Raw genomic sequence first — 15,752 nt, forward strand, 5'->3', positions numbered from 1 at the left:
GAATGACGAAACTTCTTATGTCGAATTACTTGATGATCGTGATTGCCGCGATCGTAATTGCTGACGGGTCGATGGCCTCGGCTGATGTTGTTGAAAAGCCTGTCTTTGAAAAAGACGTTCTGCCGATCTTCACACGCTACTGTTTCAACTGCCACGGCAAGAGTTCGCCGCAGTTGGGACTCGACCTGCGTTCAGCCCGTTTGACGATGCGCGGCAGCCAGAACGGAGCGGTCCTCGTCAAAGGGTCGCTGGAAGAGAGTCTGTTATGGAAGAAGGTCTCGACCCGCGAAATGCCGCCGGCGATCTTCAAGCTCAGACTGTCTGATGATGAAATCGAGACGGTGCGCCGTTGGATCGAAACCGGTGCGCCGTCCGACGAATCGACCGAGTTGCCCGAGGACGTCCAACAGCATTTCGCACGATTCGAAAAAGAGATCCAACCCATTCTGACAGAGCGCTGCGTCGCATGTCACGGCGAGGACGAACCGGATGCCGCGTTAGACCTCAGCAGCTTGGAGTCTCTAGTCCGCGGTAGCAAAAGCGGCCCGGTGATTGTAGAAGGTTTTTCCGACAAGAGCATTCTCATCCGAAAAGTCGCCAGCCATGCTATGCCTCCGCCCGACTCGGACGATCCACTGTCTGCCGCTGAAATTCAAACCATCACCCATTGGATCGACAAAGGCCGGTTTGCGGATTTTGTCGAAGTGACGCCGCGGCACAGTCAGTCAGCGGATTCGATGGTGACTTCGACGATTACTGACGAGGATCGTCAGTTTTGGGCGTTCCAGAAACCCGTGGCTGTCCCACTGCCCGAGGTGAAAGCCAAACAGCGCGTTCGTACTCCTATCGATCAATTTATTCTGGCAAAATTGGAATCGCGTGGACTGACGTACTCACCCGATGCGTCAAAACTCACGCTGCTCAGGCGGGCCTGTTTCGATCTGACCGGCCTCCCGCCGACCCCCGCTCAGACGCGTGAATTCTTAGACGACGACCGCCCGGATGCTTACGAACACCTGATCGATCGACTACTCGCATCACCGCACTATGGCGAACGTTGGGGGCGGCATTGGCTCGACGTGGTGGGCTATGTGGATACCGCGGGGAAAGACTTCAACCCCACGAAGGCCACGTTGTCCGACGGCTATTGGCGTTATCGTGATTACGTCGTCAATGCGACGAATCAAGACACTCCCTGGGACCGTTTTTTGGTCCAGCAGATCGCAGGTGACGAATTAGTCGATTGGCGAAACGCGGAAAAATACACGCCCGAAATTTTGGAACTTCTCACGGCGACCGGCTATCTGCGCAATGTGTTGGACGCCACCGATGAAGATATTTCGAACCTGCCGTTCGATCGCTATGAAGCCTTGTTCATGCTCATGGAAAGGGTCTCATCAAGCACGCTGGGGATGACTTTGGCGTGTGCACGCTGCCACGATCATAAGTTCGATCCGATTCCTCAAGCAGACTATTATCGTTTTCTGTCGTTGTTTACGTCGGCATACAATCCCACCGATTGGTTGCCGCCCAAGAAACGACATCTCTACCACGTCTCGAAAACCGAGCAGACCGAAATTGAGCGGAAAAAGAAGGAAGCCAACGCGACTCTGAGCAAGTTGCAAACGCAGCTCAAGAAGCTTCGCGCGCCTTATCGGGATCGTTTGCGTAAGGAAAAACTCAATCAGATCCCCGAAGCGGTCCGTGCCGATGTCGAAGCAGCCCTCGCAATAGCAGCGAAAAAACGCGACAAGAACCAGAAAGAGCTTGCGAGCAAGTACGAAAAAACCGTTTCCGTGACAGATGCTCAAGTCGATGCGGCCTTGAGCGAGGCCGACCGCATGGCTTGCGACACGTTGCAAGAACAAATCCGAGATGGCCAAGCGGTTCTGGACACGCTTCGCATCGAGAAAATACAGGCTCTTTGGGATGTCGGTGAGGCTCCCACTATTCGCCTGCTACACCGCGGCGATGTCGAGTTCGCCGGCCCGACAGTCAGTCCGGGATTCCTCACGGTTCTGAGCGAACCGGGCATGTCCGCTGCCATTCCCGCGACAACAGCAGTGGGAAACACGACCGGCTTGCGTCTGGCCTTTGCTGAATGGTTGACCAATCCCGACCACCCTTTAACCGCGCGGGTGATTGTGAATCGTTTGTGGCAGCATCATTTTGGCCGTGGTATCGTGGCTACGCCGGGGAATTTCGGCATCTCCGGTACGCCTCCCACACACCCGCAGCTGCTGGATTGGTTGGCTGTAGAATTCATGCGGCAAGGCTGGAGCGCAAAACGTTTCCACAAAATGATGATGACCTCGACGGCTTACCGACAGACATCAAAAACGGGAACAGACGAGGAACAGGATAGAAAAATCGCCGGACAGTCATCTCCTTCTGTCATCGATCGAGAGAACCGACTGCTTTGGCGAATGAACCTGCGGCGACTCGATGCCGAAGCTTTGCGCGATTCCGTCGTTGCTGTCAGTGGTCAGGGGGACTATACGCTGGGCGGACCGCCGGTATTGCTGGAAGCGACGTCCAGCGGTTTGCAGACCGTTGCTGCTGACAAGCGGCGCAGCATTTATCTCATAGCCCGCCGGACGAACCCGCTTACATTCTTGCGTGTGTTCGATTTTCCGATCATCGACGTTAACTGCACGCGCCGGTCGGCATCGGCGACGCCGCTGCAGTCGTTAACGATGATCAACAGCGAATTCCTCACCGACAGCGCCGACCACCTAGCGCGCCGCGTTGAAGAAACCGTCGGAAGCGATGCTCCGCTGGACAAGAAGATTGAGCAGGCCTACTGGTTCGCGCTTTCAAGGAGTCCGTCGCACTCTGAAGTCGAAGCTGCGCAAGAGCACTTGCAGCACCTGGATCAACTCTATGAAGCCTCCGACGCCGCGGGAGCCGATGTGCCGAAGAAGTCCTTCGCACAATTCGTCCACATGCTCCTGTGCTCCAATGAGTTTCTGTACATCGATTAGCTAGCCGAGCGCCCCGCGCATGTCAGAAAACCCAAGCCAGCGTCTTTCGATTGATCTGATCAAAACGAGGTTATCGAATTAAAACTTGCAGACCCCGGCAAGCCGTGATGGCGGGGGACCAAGTAATACTGTGCGGTGTGGCTGACGAATAGCAGTACGTCGAGACCGTTGCATGCGTGAAATCTGTCAATGACCAAATGGTAATCGCTCATTGTTTGCGATACATTCGTTGTCTCGCACTGCGTGTCAGTGGACTTGCCCTTGTCTGTGAAAGACGGTTGAGTCAGCAAGGCCAATCGTATCCACTCAATGACAACGACAGCATCGCGCCGGTTGACCAGATAGGTCGGCAGACCCAAGTGCCGCTGAGTCCAAACGAGTCATATCGCGACGTACCGATTTTCATAAAAGGATAATTTGATGTTAACTCGACGAAAAATGATTGCAAAATCACTCGGTGCCGCTTCCGTATCAGGAATTGCGTTGGGCAGCATGTTTTCACCAGAATTGTTGGCCATCGATTACCCACAGCCGGTTCCCGAAGCCAAGGGACTCACGGCGTATTGCAATCATTCGAATCTCATTGTGCGCTACGACAATTTGCCGATCCTCGCGTATCGGGCGCAGTCGAACTTGAAGTATCCCTACTTTTATCCCTTGAACGGCCCCAATTCGGGATTGCCGTTAACTACCGAGAGCGCTCTCCCCTACCCGCACCATCGCAGTTTGTGGTTAGGCTGCGACCCACTCAACGGTGGGAACTACTGGGGGGACAATCCTTTGAAGACAGGTCAAATTCGTTCTGTCGAATTAGCACTGGACACCGAGAAGCAGACCGACAACTTGGTGACCTTCAACGAGAGATGCGAATGGACTCGCCCCGGCAGCACGCCGCTGAACGATGTGCGTCAATACACCATCACGCGTCCCCATGATTCACAAATCTGGATCGATTGCGAGTTTGAGATCACCGCCATCGAAGATATCTCCATCAAGCGGGCGAAACATTCGTTCTTTGCTATGCGGGCCGCTTCGGACATTTCTCCCGCCTATGGCGGAACGCTGATGAATTCCCACGGAGATCTCAACGCCAAAGGCACCTATGGAAAAACCGCGGATTGGTGTGGTTATTTTGGCAAGCGAAAGCTCCGACCGGAATTGGTCGAAGGGATTTGCATCATGAATCACCCGGAGAATTTCGGAGGCAACTGCCCGTGGTTCACGCGGGACTATGGCCATCTTTCACCGTCGCCGTTGGCTTTCCTCAAGTCACCTTGGACGATGTCGGAAGGGGAAACACTCAACCTGCGCTATCGCGTCGTCCTGCACACCGGCACACCCCAAGAAGCCAAGCTGAACGAACTGTACCAACAATGGACCGCGGTCTAATTCCTCTCCTTGGATTTCGGCGTAAGTCATTGCCGCACAACGATTCGCCGGGCGGCTCATCAGTAGGGGCACCTTTCACCCCGATCACGGCGCAATTGTTCTACCGAAATATTCGATGAGTTAGCAGTTTGGCAACTGGTTCCACCAACTTCAGGCCAATCCTAAACTTGTCAATTAGGTTTGTGCCTGTGGGACCCGAGAAACACAAAAACCCCAACGAACCCCTTCGGTCCCGTGTCTTAGGGGCCTATGGGGTTCGTTGGGGTCGATTTGTAGAGTGCCGAAGGTGGGACTTGAACCCACACGAGGTTTACCCTCACTGGATTTTGAATCCAGCGCGTCTGCCAATTCCGCCACTTCGGCTGGGCGTGTTCCTAATATATGGCCTTTGACTTGATCGTCAAGTCAGCGAACCGGTTGGCGGACCTGGTTTTGGGCAACGCGACATCCGAGAGGACCGATTGTTCCGATTTCGCATCCGCCCTGCCCCTCGCGCAGCCCTGGACCGGTTGAACAACTGGGCGGGGCCTTCTAAGCTGGGCGCTTCATTTATCAAGCTATGTCGCCCCAATCCACTGACTGATCGCTCCATGAACCTTGCCGAAAACCTTCGCTATTTGTTGCTCCAGGTCCGGAATGCGAATGATCCGATGCAGACCCACGAAGTCGAAAGTTTTTCGCGGGTCCTGGGGGTCTCAACGGAACGGATTGCTGTCCACGACATGCTCAACAGCCTTCCGTCGCGTCAAAACACCGAGCAAGCGGATATTTGCCTGTTGGGGGGCAGCGGGCATTATTCGGCCGCTGGCGAAGGGGAATGGCTGATGCGGGCCTTGGATTATCTCCGCCAATTGCATGCAGCGGGCAAGCCGACCTTTGCCTCCTGCTGGGGATTTCAGGCCATGGCTCGCGCCATGGGAGGAGAAGTGGTCAAGGACATGGAACGGGCCGAGGTCGGAACGCACACGCTGACGTTGACCGAAGCGGGCCGGGCTGATCCGATTTTTGGTCCTCTGGGGGAAACGTTCTTTGGACAGATGGGGCATGAGGATTGCGTGACGCGCTTACCAGCAAACGCCGTGCTGCTAGCCTCATCCAGGCGGGTGAAGAACCAGGCATACTGTTTTGCGGATGCGCCGATTTATTGCACGCAGTTTCACCCGGAACTGAATCGCAACGATCTGTTAGCTCGCGTCAAAATCTATCCGGAATACGTCGAACGGATCGAAAACATTCCGCCGGAACACTTCGGCGAATTGTGCCGCGACACACTGGAAACCGAACAACTGCTGCCACGATTTGTCGAGCATGTTTTTGGCGGTGGGTGAACTCCCCGGCGCGGTTGATTACATCCCGGTGCCGCGCTTGGGGGGGCCGCTACTGCTTCCTCCCCCGCTTGAGCCGCCGCCGGCGCTCAGAGTGTTGCCCGATGAACTGCTAGACGATGCGCCGGAGATCAGTTCGCGGCGGGTGGCGTAGCGGATCGGAAACGCGGCCCACAGGGTATCGCTGGGACGTCCGGGACGGCGAAATTCCAGGCCGTCGAACACGCGACGGCGACCTGCGACGCTATTGTTCAATGCGTGCTCGGAGACATATTGCGTAAAACCCAGCCATTGACGGTCGGGAGCCACCATATTGAGTAGGTTTTTTCGCTCTGGTTTGAATCCGGCAAACTCCCGGGGCAACGGTGCTGTGTGCAAGGCAGTCAGCAGAAAGGCCATTGTCGTATAACCGGTGATCACGGCGAAGCCCCACCGCCCCGCTTGATAGACCGGCGCGGGAAGTTCGATATCGATGGGCGCAATCCATTCGGTGGCAACGCGCAGCAGCGAAACAAATCCGGTAAACAGCAGACACAGCGCCACGATATCGGCATAACCGGCCGGCAGCATACCATCCAGACCGATGGCCAGCGGTTCGAAAAAGTTCATCGCCAGCAGCCCGGCAAAGACGACGGACAGCAGGATGATGCCGGCGCCCCAGGCGCCTTCGCTGGCGACGCACCAGGTGACGATGCCGAAGACCAATAACAGTAGTCCGTTGAACAACAATTCCATGACGATTGGTCAGCCTGTTGGGGCGATAGTAACGCAGCCCGCCGCGAGCGACGACAGCTACGCGTGGATGTAATAACTATTTGATGACGCGCAACAATTCTTGCATCGATGTTGCACCATGCACCACCAGCCGCAATCCTTCTTCCTGCATGTAGAGTATCCCCTCTTTGCGCGCTTCGGCTTTGATGGCGGACATCGAAGGATTTTCGCGAATCATGTCTCGGATGCGATCAGTGATCACCAACAATTCGAACACCCCAATCCGGCCACGGAATCCTAAGCCGTTGCACGAAGGACATTCGTATTGCGGATTTGTGGGGGGGCGATAAAAGGCTTCGATTTTATCAGGGGCCAGGTTTGCTTTTTTGAGCAATTCTGAACTGGGCTTATAGGCTTCCTTGCAGTCAGGGCATAACTTCCGTACGAGACGTTGGCCCAGGATGGCTGTGATTGATGTGGAGACGACGAACGGCTCTACCCCCAAATCCAGCAGACGGAACAACGCGGTGAAGGTATCGTTGGCATGAATGGTGGAAAAAACCATGTGCCCGGTATTGGCTGCTTGGCAGGCGATTTTCGCCGTTTCGCCATCGCGGATTTCCCCCACCATCAGTACGTCGGGGTCTTGCCTGAGGATGCTCCGCAAGGACGTCGCGAAGTTTTGTCCCGATTTACTGTTAATCTCAATCTGTGAGACGTTTTCCAAGCGGTATTCCACCGGGTCCTCGACGGTGATGATGTTTCGCTGATAGGAATCGATCTCGTTCAGGGCGGCGAACAGTGTGGTCGACTTCCCTGCTCCAGTGGGACCGCAACTCAGCAGCAATCCGTGTGGTTGATGAATGATATTCGCGAGTTTTTTTTGGACCTGTTTGCGCAGTCCCAGATGAGCCAGTTGACTGACGGAGTTGGCTTGATCGAGAATCCGCAAACTGAGTTTTTCGCCGGCTTGCGTGCCTTGCGTTGCCACACGAAAGTCGATTTGCCGGCCTTCCAAATCGGCGGAAAAACTACCATCTTGCGGGCGACGGCGTTCTGTGATATCCATGGCCCCCAACACCTTGAAGATGTTGATCACGGCATCGCCCACCGCGCGATCGAACGGTTCAGCGGGATACATGACCCCATCGACGCGATACCGAGTAGCGACCTGATCTTTCATCGGTTCCAGGTGAATATCGGTCGAGCGGCGCAAGATGGCGTCGTAGACCAACTCTTTGGCAGCCAAATAACCTTTGGAGTTTTCGACCTGCCGCGAACGACCTTCGTCTCCCCCCAACCCGGACACCGATTTGCCTATGAATTCAATCGGCGGGCCGATCGATTCTTCGCGGGTGTTGCGGCTGCCCATGTCGATGCCGAGCCGCCCCAATTGCCGGCGTACCACCTTTTCAATGTGGCGGGGCGTCATCACTTTTGAGTTTTCCGGAACACGGTCGTTGCGTTCGCGGATGTATAACCCCAACGGAACCGCATACAACAGCGACATCGCCAAAAAACCGATACCAAAATGTGGTAGCACTAAGACCAATAAAAAGGCCGCCACGCCGGATAATAGCGCGATTGCATTCCACTGCGCGGCATCCAGTTTCAATCCGCGGCTGTCTTGGTCGATCCAATAGGTCGACCAGACCCAGAGAATCAAGAGTCCCACAATCGGAATCAGCCGCAACAGGTTGAGGTATCCCCCGACCTCCGGGCGAATGGGATTATTGCCACGATAAAACCGTCGGCCAGGAACAACCGGATAGGAAGCGGGTCCGGTCAATTTGGTCGGTGTGGGCGACTGGGCAACGACGGGTGCTATGGGGAGCGTCGCAATGACCGAATCGGCAGGCTCAGCCTGGGCAACCGCAGGGAGGCTGGCCCACATCCCCAAGCAGATGAGACAGCTAACGAAAAGAGATTTGAACACGATGGCTCCCGCGATAGGTTGGCGACGAATCCTGCGCATAGATATGAGAGGCGACCGTGGACCGCCCACCGTGAAGTGACGAATCTTACAAAATCCCCCGCGATTTGACTTCGATGCCTTTGAGGATCATCTTCAATTGTTCCACGTTGGGCGAGACTTCAAAGGCGGTGGCACGGCTGATGAATTCATGGTCGATGAAATATTTCAAACTGTCGTTGAAGGTCTGCATGCCTTCTTGGCGGCCGATGATGATGGCATCGGGCAGCTTTTCGTCCATCTCTTCGATCACCAATTTGCGGATCGTGGGATTCATGGTCATGATTTCCACAATCGGGACCCGCTTGGGATTGTCGCGAATTGTCGGCAACAACTTCTGAGCGACGATCGCGTTGAGGTTGAACCCCATACTACTACGCAATGCCGTGTGCATGTCTTGTGGAAACAGGTCCAAAATCCGACCGATGGTACTGGGAGCGGTCGAGGCGTGGATGGTTCCAAAGACCAAGTGTCCGGTTTCGGCCGCGTGCATGGCGGTCGAGAATGTTTCCTTGTCCCGCATTTCGCCCACCAGCATGATGTCCGGGTCTTGCCGGACGGCATGTTTCATGGCGATCTCGAAGTCCTTAACGTCGATCCCCACTTCGCGCTGATTGATCAAACTTTTATTTTCCGTATACACAAATTCGATCGGGTCTTCGATCGTCAAAATGTGTTTGCGTTTCCGCTCGTTGATCCAGTCCAACATCGAGGCGATCGTCGTACTTTTACCACTACCCGTCACACCAGCCAGCAGCACCATGCCTTGGTCGAATTGACACAGCGATTCCATAATTGGGGGCAGGTTCAAGCCCTCAAAGTTGGGAATGAACCGCTCGACTTTCCGAGAGACCATGCCTACATGACCCATTTGGATAAACAGGTTCACACGAAAACGCCAGTCTTCACCTTCGTATTCCACGATATGGGCAAAGTCCGCACCGCCATCGACGTCGAAAATCCGCTTTGCCCGATCGTCCATCATGGCGAAGCAGAGTTGCTCCATTTTTTCTTTCGTCAGAATGTCCATCTGCAATTCGCGGAGCGTTCCCTTGATCCGCAAGATCGGCGGCTTGCCCACCTTGAGGTGCAAGTCCGACCCCTCAAATTTGATCAACTGACGAAAAAGCTTATTGACCTCTAAATCGCCGGCGGGACCGGTGACTGAAGGCATTTCCGGATCTGACGAGTCTGTGGTAGCTTCAGTAGCGGTCGCCATCAACTTTGCTCCGAATCAACTGCGAAATCACTCAAGACACAATACCCGCCGCACTTACGCCCGCGAAACAGGCGGAGCACACTGGGTCTTCTTATTCTAACGTGCACAAGCGGCGATTCGCTAGCGCCAATTCGCAAGGAGCACGATTTCTCGCCGACGCGCATCCTTCCCCGCGCGGCTCATGACACGATTCTAACCCGGCAAAACCGGATTGGGCCGCACAATAACACCACGTTCGGCCAAATAGGCCTTGGTTTCCGGAATCGAATATTCCCCATAATGAAAGATACTGGCCGCCAAAGCTGCATCCGCTTTCCCGTCGGTCACCGCTCGATAAAGATGTTCAGGACAACCCGCTCCGCCGCTGGCAACAATCGGAATCTTCACCGCTTCAGCCACGGCGCGGGTGATCGGCAAGTCGTAGCCATCTTTGGTTCCGTCGGCATCCATCGACGTCAACACGATTTCCCCCGCCCCAAGCGCCTCGACTTCACGTGTCCATTCGACCGCCTGCAAGCCGGTCGGTACACGTCCGCCGTTGATGAACACTTCCCAAAACTCCTCACCCTCCCGATCGACTCGCTTGGGATCAATGTTCACCACAATGCACTGGCTGCCGAATCGCCGAGCTGCTTGACGAATGAATTCCGGATCTTTGACCGCCATGGAATTGATCGAAACTTTATCACACCCCGCATTGAGCAGCGTGCGAATGTCATCCAAATTGCGAATCCCACCGCCTACCGTCAACGGCATGAAAATCACCTCCGCCGTCCGCTGCACGATGTCGACCAGAATATCGCGTTCCTCATGGCTGGCGGTGATATCCAAAAACACCAACTCATCGGCCCCTTCTTCTTCATACCGCGCCGCCACCGCAACAGGATCGCCCGCATCGCGCAGATTGACAAAGTTGGTCCCTTTGACCACACGTCCACCATGCACGTCGAGACAGGGAATAATCCGTTTGGCCAGCATAGCGTCACCGTGAAGTCATCGAGAAAGGTATAAAGTGATTCTGATAGCTCAATCTAAACCACCCGGACCAACCCGTCAATCACCCGCGCCCACGACTAAAGGCAAGTTTCCGGCAGCCCGACTCAACCTACGGGGTTTGTCTGGCGATCCCTTCACGGAACTCGCGCACGAGTTCTTGAACCCCGCCCGCAGGGAGCAATTGGTCCCGTTGGGGATTCTTCGCAAGCTCCTGTTCGATACGCATCTGTTCCGCGGGGCGGTCCAATCGTTGATAGGCCGCATGCAGAAATAAGTTGCACCCCAATTTCGCCGTATCGTGATCAGACTGTTCGCGAAGCGCTTCCCATTGGGGGACGAGCGCGCTCAACTGTTCAGCGGTCAGTCCTGCGACAAACTCTGTGGAGAACATCGGCACCAGCGATGTCACCGCGAGATGCTCCGGCAGTAGCATCAGAGCACGGTCTTCGGCCGCAGGTCCATACTGTTCAAAATGGAACGTCTGTTTGACCAACGGAGCTAAGGTGTTTGTGGCAAAGTCAGCATACTCCGCCGTCTTTTGACGCACCAACAAGATTTGCGACAGCACAATCGCATCGGCCAGCCCGGCATTTTTGTGAGGTGCGGTTTCCAGGGCGGCGCGGAAAAACGTTTCGGCCTCAGCAGCGGCCTCTAGACTCAAGAAGACTTCGGCGATGTACAAATTGCGTAGCAAACGCGGCATCGACGTCTGTGTGTCCAACCACTGATTCTGATCCGCCACCAATTGCTGCTCTTCGGGCGTTGCTGTTTCAGGGATTTCCGCAGGGGGCGGGAAAAACGTGCGTTCGAACTCAGCCAACTTCGCTGCCGCCTCCTCGGTGCGGCCCAATTTATCGAGACAGTAGTAATGAAAGAACGCAAAATTCTGTTGTCCAACAAATGGCTGAAACATCGACTCCGATTCGGGAGGAATTTCAGGAGGAAGTTCCGCCGCCGCTTGTTCATACCATTCCAGCGCCGCATCATAATCTTTCTGCAACAGATGGTAATGTCCCACCTGTGCTTTCTCAGCAGCATTGACCGTCATCCACTCGATGTCACCCGTTTCGACATCAAAAATCGCCGCCGGATCGCCCTGCTGTAGCCCCCACCTGAGAAACTCCGTGAGCAATGAGCGATAGGTTGGTGTGTACGTGAACCACACCGAAAGTTTCTCTTCGGTCGGCGACCAATGCGGAAACGTGACCCGCATGCCGGAAAAGACCGCATCGCCTATTGCGCTTCCATTCCCGGGAGCAACATAGATTACGTCGCGCGCCAACGGCTGCGGGAAAAATGCCATCGCCCAATAACTGTCACCCAGCGTGCGTGAGAATGCTTCTGGAGCAACATAGGCCAATTGATCCCCCGTTGCGTTCCACCCGGCAAATTTTCGCACCGGGCGAACGTTGATCGGTATGGATCGCGTGCCGTCCAACGCGACGAACTGCAACAAGGGCGATTGCTCACCAGCCACGATTCCCATTCGCTTGCCATCGGGCGCCCAATGCAATTGTGCCAGTTGTTTGGAGTCGGTCAGAAGGGGACGCACCTCACGCGACTCGGCGTTGCCGACATACAGCACATACTCCGTTTGGTTTTCGGCCGGCGTCGATGCGGTGATAAACGCGAAGTGCGCTGCTTGCCGGGACCAAGCTGGGCGAGCGGCGCGGAGCTTTTCAATCGAGACCAACCCATTTTGCCCCCGGCCAATAGCAGTCTGCGGCACGCGCCACCAATTCGCGCCGTCGGTTTCACTGATCCACATCCCATGCCGCGATGGCGGTTCTTTATTCGCCGCCGCCAGACAGACAAGATATTTCCCATCAGGCGAATAATCAAAAATGACCGCGGAAGCTGCATGCGGAAAGACGCGCCGCGACGCGCGGGAATCGATGTCGAATTCATAGACTCCGTGATGATGTTCATCGACCTGTTTGACGTACAACACCTTCTGCCCGCCGGGATGCCAACGGACCGCCAAGTTTGCGGCCACGTATCCCGTGTGCAGGCAATCGGCCTCGAACAAGGCCACCGGTTTTGAGGTGTCCGCATCGGCAGTTTCCGTGCGCAACCAACAGGTGTATCGGATCGGCTGTTTTAGAAACGCGCGACCTTCAGGCGCGATGTCCCAGGGAATGGCTGCGGCCGGACCGGGAGGCGGCGCGTCGGGGTCGATTTGCCGCGCGACGGCTGTCGTGAACAACATCCGCTTATTGTCGGGCGCCCACAGCGGCGTACTGGTTGCGAGCGTGTATTCGTCTGGCTGGAAGACTTTCTCCAACGCACCGGTTTGCGAGTTGGTGACAAACACCCCCTCAGCTCCATGTTGGAAACCGGCCGCCTTTCCGTTGTCGGAAAACGTGATCGTGCGGTCTTCCCGCACTTGCTCGCTGCAGCCTCCCATTAAAAAGGGGAGTACCAACCAACCGGTCAACGTGAGCAAGGAAAGGTGTCGGCGCATGATGATCCCTTTGAGGCATTGGGGCCGTCGGCCCAGAAGGGGCCGGATGTCATCCACGCTTTATAAGATCCACCGACAAGCCGTTTTATTCCCCAGATTTTTCGAGAATGCAAAGTATTCGTAGGTTACCCAACTCGAAATGTCCTGCATTGGTCAGAGACGTCAGGGGGGGCTGGGGACGGGCGAAGTCCCCCCCCAGTTTACTACAACCAGTTTCAAAACTGTTTCCGGTTCAAAACTGGTTCCGGTAGTGAACAGTTAGCGATTTTGCAACTGATTCTAGAACGAGAAGCACCACCTCTATTCCGTGGATTCATCCACCGGTCTCAGAGAGAGAACGCATTGACTCATTAATTCAATCTGCTCGCGCGTACATTTTTCGTCTTCTGAATTATTGAAAAGAAAGTCTTTGTCACCGATGGAGACAACAGCAATGAGTTCATAAACAGCATCTTGGGGGGCGGGGGTTCCTTCTTGTGAATGATAAATCACAACCTGGTCGTCGATGACCTCCACGGTACTAACGATGTCAGTGTACTTATTCTGAGCATATTCGCGAATATTCTCGATTGTATCCAACAGCGGCATCGTATTCCGCATCGTGAGTATAAAAAAGGAGCCATTGTAGAAATTGATTTCTCGGGATTTGCCGCTCGTGTCTCCTAGGCCATTTGGGTCCATAATCCAATCCATTTTGGTCCCCTTTGGCACATCAATCAACGCTGGAACACCGGTTTCTGAGAGATCCAAGGTGACGAGTTCTATGCCTTGATCTTCATGGTTGTTGGCCGGCTCACCAACAGCGTCAACTTCCAAGTCGCCCTCTTCTGGTTCCGCTGAATTCTTATTACAGCCACCCATGGTGACGAGAATAATGAGGAGTAGAATGCGAAAAACAGGTGATTCTGGAATGATCATCAATCAGCTCCGACAAGTCTGGTGTGGATGCGTTAATCGCGAGCGCTCTGAGGATTGGTAGCCCCCTAGCTCGGAAATGATAATTTCAACGATAATCGGGAGAGCCTGTTTTCTCAACCCGCCAGTCGACGAAATGGCGGCATGATTTTTAGTTCACATCATTCTAAAACTAGTTGCAAAACCACTACTCAGTGTTCACTGAAAAAAGATTTCGGATAATCCCAAGGCTCGATGGTAAAGGCGTTTTTCAAGCATTTAAGTCGCATCCCAAAAATATTTACTGTTTGAAATGGTTTTGAAACTACTTGTAAGTGCAAGAATCTCAAACGAACTGGGGGGCGAGCGAATGCTCGTCCCCAGCCAGCCTGAGCCTGACAGCTATCGTTAGTCTGTGCACTACGACTAGCAGGGAAAAATATCCGGCCCGTCCGCTGCGCCTGTCTTGAGGTCGTGACTCCGCCACAAGTACCAGCTGGCAATCGTCGCATGCGGTCGCCAGGGGGCGGAGAGTTCTTCGCTGGTCGTGCGGTCGGGTAAATCTTCCAGACGGTACAGGCTTTTCATTGCATTGCGAATTCCTAGATCGCCGTGCGGAAAGACATCCGGCCGGCCCAGGCAGAACATCAAAAACATCTGCGACGTCCAGACGCCAATTCCCTTGACCTGTACCAATTCGGCAATCACCTCGTCATCGCTCATCCGCCCCACGGTCCGCAGTCGCACGGTACCGTCCAACACCTTGGCCGCCAAATCGTGCAAGTACATCGCCTTCTGCGGCGAAATCCCCGCCGTCCGCATTTCAGCGGGCGAAAGCCGCGCCACCTTTTCCGCTGTGGTGGTCCCCGGACCGACAAGTTGATCAAACCGCCGACGAATACTCCGCGCCGCCATGGTCGAAATCTGCTGCGCAATGATCGAACGCACCAGCATCTGAAACCGCTGCGGCCGCAACTTCAACACCGGCGGCCCAACCGCATCGATCAACGAACGCATCACCGGATCGGACCGACGCAGATGCCGGCGCGCTTGCTTCAATTGGGGTTCAGGGAATGACATGGCATTTCAATCATGTTGAGAGACGACCGATGCGGGCGATCTGTTAGGTGTCGGCGAATTCACCGCTAAATTCAAAATGGTCTTTCCCAGACGCCTTGGTACACTTATTCATGACAATCCTGGCACCGACTTTTTTATTGACCTCTTCGGGTATATTGACTGATTATGAATAAACGATATGAAACTCTAAAGATCGACCTAAAATATCCATCTAAGCGAGCGACTTCTGTCATCGCCAAAATGTGGCGACGCTTTTATGCCAGAATCGACGATCCTGCAATCGACCGGGCAATTTGGATGTGCAATCGGTGTCCAGCATGGATTGGTGTGAAGCCCGGGAGTCCTGACGACGACCCATATGATTGCACAAAGTTTGTAATATCGGTCATGATACCTGAGCTTAACGCAATCTCTTATGCTATTTGGGACCAAGATCTTCCTGAAGAGGAGATTATGGCTGAGTCGGATTCATTGTTTAAGGAGAGTTATGCATGGCTCAGATCGGGGATATATGCAAGCTGGAATCAGGTAAACATACAAAAACTGCACGCTAAAAAAGTGTCTGGAAAATTCGCAGTTTATACGTCCGAGGTGGGAGACGTTGAGACAGACAATTTTGCATTAATGGATTGGCTTTGTGGGGACAAGCTCACGCACATTTAACACTTGTTGTGCGCGGGTCTCCCGACCCCGCACAAGCCCAGACCGAAGGTCT

The 15,752-nt window shown here is 54.5% G+C and carries 11 protein-coding genes and 1 tRNA gene; 4 read left to right on the forward strand and 8 right to left on the reverse strand.

The genetic code is table 11. The annotated features are described in order from the left end of the window. Positions 1-2 precede the first annotated feature (2 nt). Both CA54_RS02230 and CA54_RS02235 read left to right on the forward strand, forming a co-directional pair. Entirely contained in the window at positions 3-2,984 is a 2,982-nt protein-coding gene (locus CA54_RS02230; protein WP_146369243.1) for a DUF1553 domain-containing protein, read from the forward strand. 420 nt (positions 2,985-3,404) lie between these two features. Next, positions 3,405-4,373: a DUF6807 domain-containing protein gene (locus tag CA54_RS02235; RefSeq protein ID WP_146369244.1), complete on the forward strand. Its 969-nt coding sequence runs from the start codon at positions 3,405-3,407 to the stop codon at positions 4,371-4,373. Positions 4,374-4,651: 278 nt separating this feature from the next. Here the strand turns inward: CA54_RS02235 and CA54_RS02240 are convergent. Then, positions 4,652-4,736 (reverse strand) — tRNA-Leu (locus tag CA54_RS02240). Positions 4,737-4,963: 227 nt separating this feature from the next. On the opposite strand from CA54_RS02240, the gene CA54_RS02245 reads away from it, so the two are divergent. Next, positions 4,964-5,701: a type 1 glutamine amidotransferase gene (locus tag CA54_RS02245; RefSeq protein ID WP_146369245.1), complete on the forward strand. Its 738-nt coding sequence runs from the start codon at positions 4,964-4,966 to the stop codon at positions 5,699-5,701. Between the two features lie 18 nt (positions 5,702-5,719). On the opposite strand, the gene CA54_RS02250 is transcribed toward CA54_RS02245, so the two are convergent. The 7 genes from CA54_RS02250 to CA54_RS02280 form a co-directional block, all read right to left on the reverse strand. After that, a complete protein-coding gene (locus CA54_RS02250; RefSeq protein ID WP_197532137.1) occupies positions 5,720-6,433 on the reverse strand; it encodes a CvpA family protein in 714 nt (237 codons plus the stop codon). Between the two features lie 76 nt (positions 6,434-6,509). Beyond that, the gene (locus CA54_RS02255) at positions 6,510-8,348 is read right to left on the reverse strand and encodes a GspE/PulE family protein (RefSeq protein ID WP_231962938.1); all 1,839 of its coding nucleotides are present in this window, start codon (positions 8,346-8,348) and stop codon (positions 6,510-6,512) included. 85 nt (positions 8,349-8,433) lie between these two features. Beyond that, positions 8,434-9,558, reverse strand: a complete 1,125-nt coding sequence (locus tag CA54_RS02260) for a type IV pilus twitching motility protein PilT (RefSeq protein ID WP_146372248.1) — start codon at positions 9,556-9,558, stop codon at positions 8,434-8,436. A 237-nt stretch (positions 9,559-9,795) separates the two neighbouring features. Beyond that, complete coding sequence (gene hisF, locus CA54_RS02265; RefSeq protein WP_146369246.1) at positions 9,796-10,581, reverse strand: imidazole glycerol phosphate synthase subunit HisF; 786 nt, start codon at positions 10,579-10,581, stop codon at positions 9,796-9,798. A gap of 127 nt (positions 10,582-10,708) precedes the next feature. Further along, a complete protein-coding gene (locus CA54_RS02270; protein ID WP_146369247.1) occupies positions 10,709-13,063 on the reverse strand; it encodes a TolB family protein in 2,355 nt (784 codons plus the stop codon). Positions 13,064-13,363: 300 nt separating this feature from the next. Then, complete coding sequence (locus tag CA54_RS02275; RefSeq protein ID WP_146369248.1) at positions 13,364-13,981, reverse strand: hypothetical protein; 618 nt, start codon at positions 13,979-13,981, stop codon at positions 13,364-13,366. Between the two features lie 402 nt (positions 13,982-14,383). Further along, the gene (locus tag CA54_RS02280; protein ID WP_146369249.1) at positions 14,384-15,037 is read right to left on the reverse strand and encodes a DNA-3-methyladenine glycosylase family protein; all 654 of its coding nucleotides are present in this window, start codon (positions 15,035-15,037) and stop codon (positions 14,384-14,386) included. A 165-nt stretch (positions 15,038-15,202) separates the two neighbouring features. Between CA54_RS02280 and CA54_RS02285 the strand changes: the two genes are divergently transcribed. Beyond that, positions 15,203-15,700 carry a hypothetical protein gene (locus CA54_RS02285; RefSeq protein WP_146369250.1) on the forward strand — a complete coding sequence of 166 codons (498 nt, stop codon included), beginning with the start codon at positions 15,203-15,205 and terminating at the stop codon, positions 15,698-15,700. Positions 15,701-15,752 lie beyond the last annotated feature (52 nt).

The sequence above is a fragment of the Symmachiella macrocystis genome, from assembly GCF_007860075.1.
GTDB classification, from domain to species: Bacteria; Planctomycetota; Planctomycetia; order Planctomycetales; family Planctomycetaceae; genus Symmachiella; species Symmachiella macrocystis.

Coding starts and splice junctions, on each gene's coding strand:
- CA54_RS02230 (WP_146369243.1), top strand. CDS start 3: ATGACGAAACTTCTTATGTCGAATTACTTGATGATCGTGATTGCCGCG.
- CA54_RS02235 (WP_146369244.1), top strand. CDS start 3,405: ATGTTAACTCGACGAAAAATGATTGCAAAATCACTCGGTGCCGCTTCC.
- CA54_RS02245 (WP_146369245.1), top strand. CDS start 4,964: ATGAACCTTGCCGAAAACCTTCGCTATTTGTTGCTCCAGGTCCGGAAT.
- CA54_RS02250 (WP_197532137.1), bottom strand. CDS start 6,433: ATGGAATTGTTGTTCAACGGACTACTGTTATTGGTCTTCGGCATCGTC.
- CA54_RS02260 (WP_146372248.1), bottom strand. CDS start 9,558: ATGCCTTCAGTCACCGGTCCCGCCGGCGATTTAGAGGTCAATAAGCTT.
- hisF (WP_146369246.1), bottom strand. CDS start 10,581: ATGCTGGCCAAACGGATTATTCCCTGTCTCGACGTGCATGGTGGACGT.
- CA54_RS02270 (WP_146369247.1), bottom strand. CDS start 13,063: ATGCGCCGACACCTTTCCTTGCTCACGTTGACCGGTTGGTTGGTACTC.
- CA54_RS02275 (WP_146369248.1), bottom strand. CDS start 13,981: ATGATCATTCCAGAATCACCTGTTTTTCGCATTCTACTCCTCATTATT.
- CA54_RS02280 (WP_146369249.1), bottom strand. CDS start 15,037: ATGTCATTCCCTGAACCCCAATTGAAGCAAGCGCGCCGGCATCTGCGT.
- CA54_RS02285 (WP_146369250.1), top strand. CDS start 15,203: ATGAATAAACGATATGAAACTCTAAAGATCGACCTAAAATATCCATCT.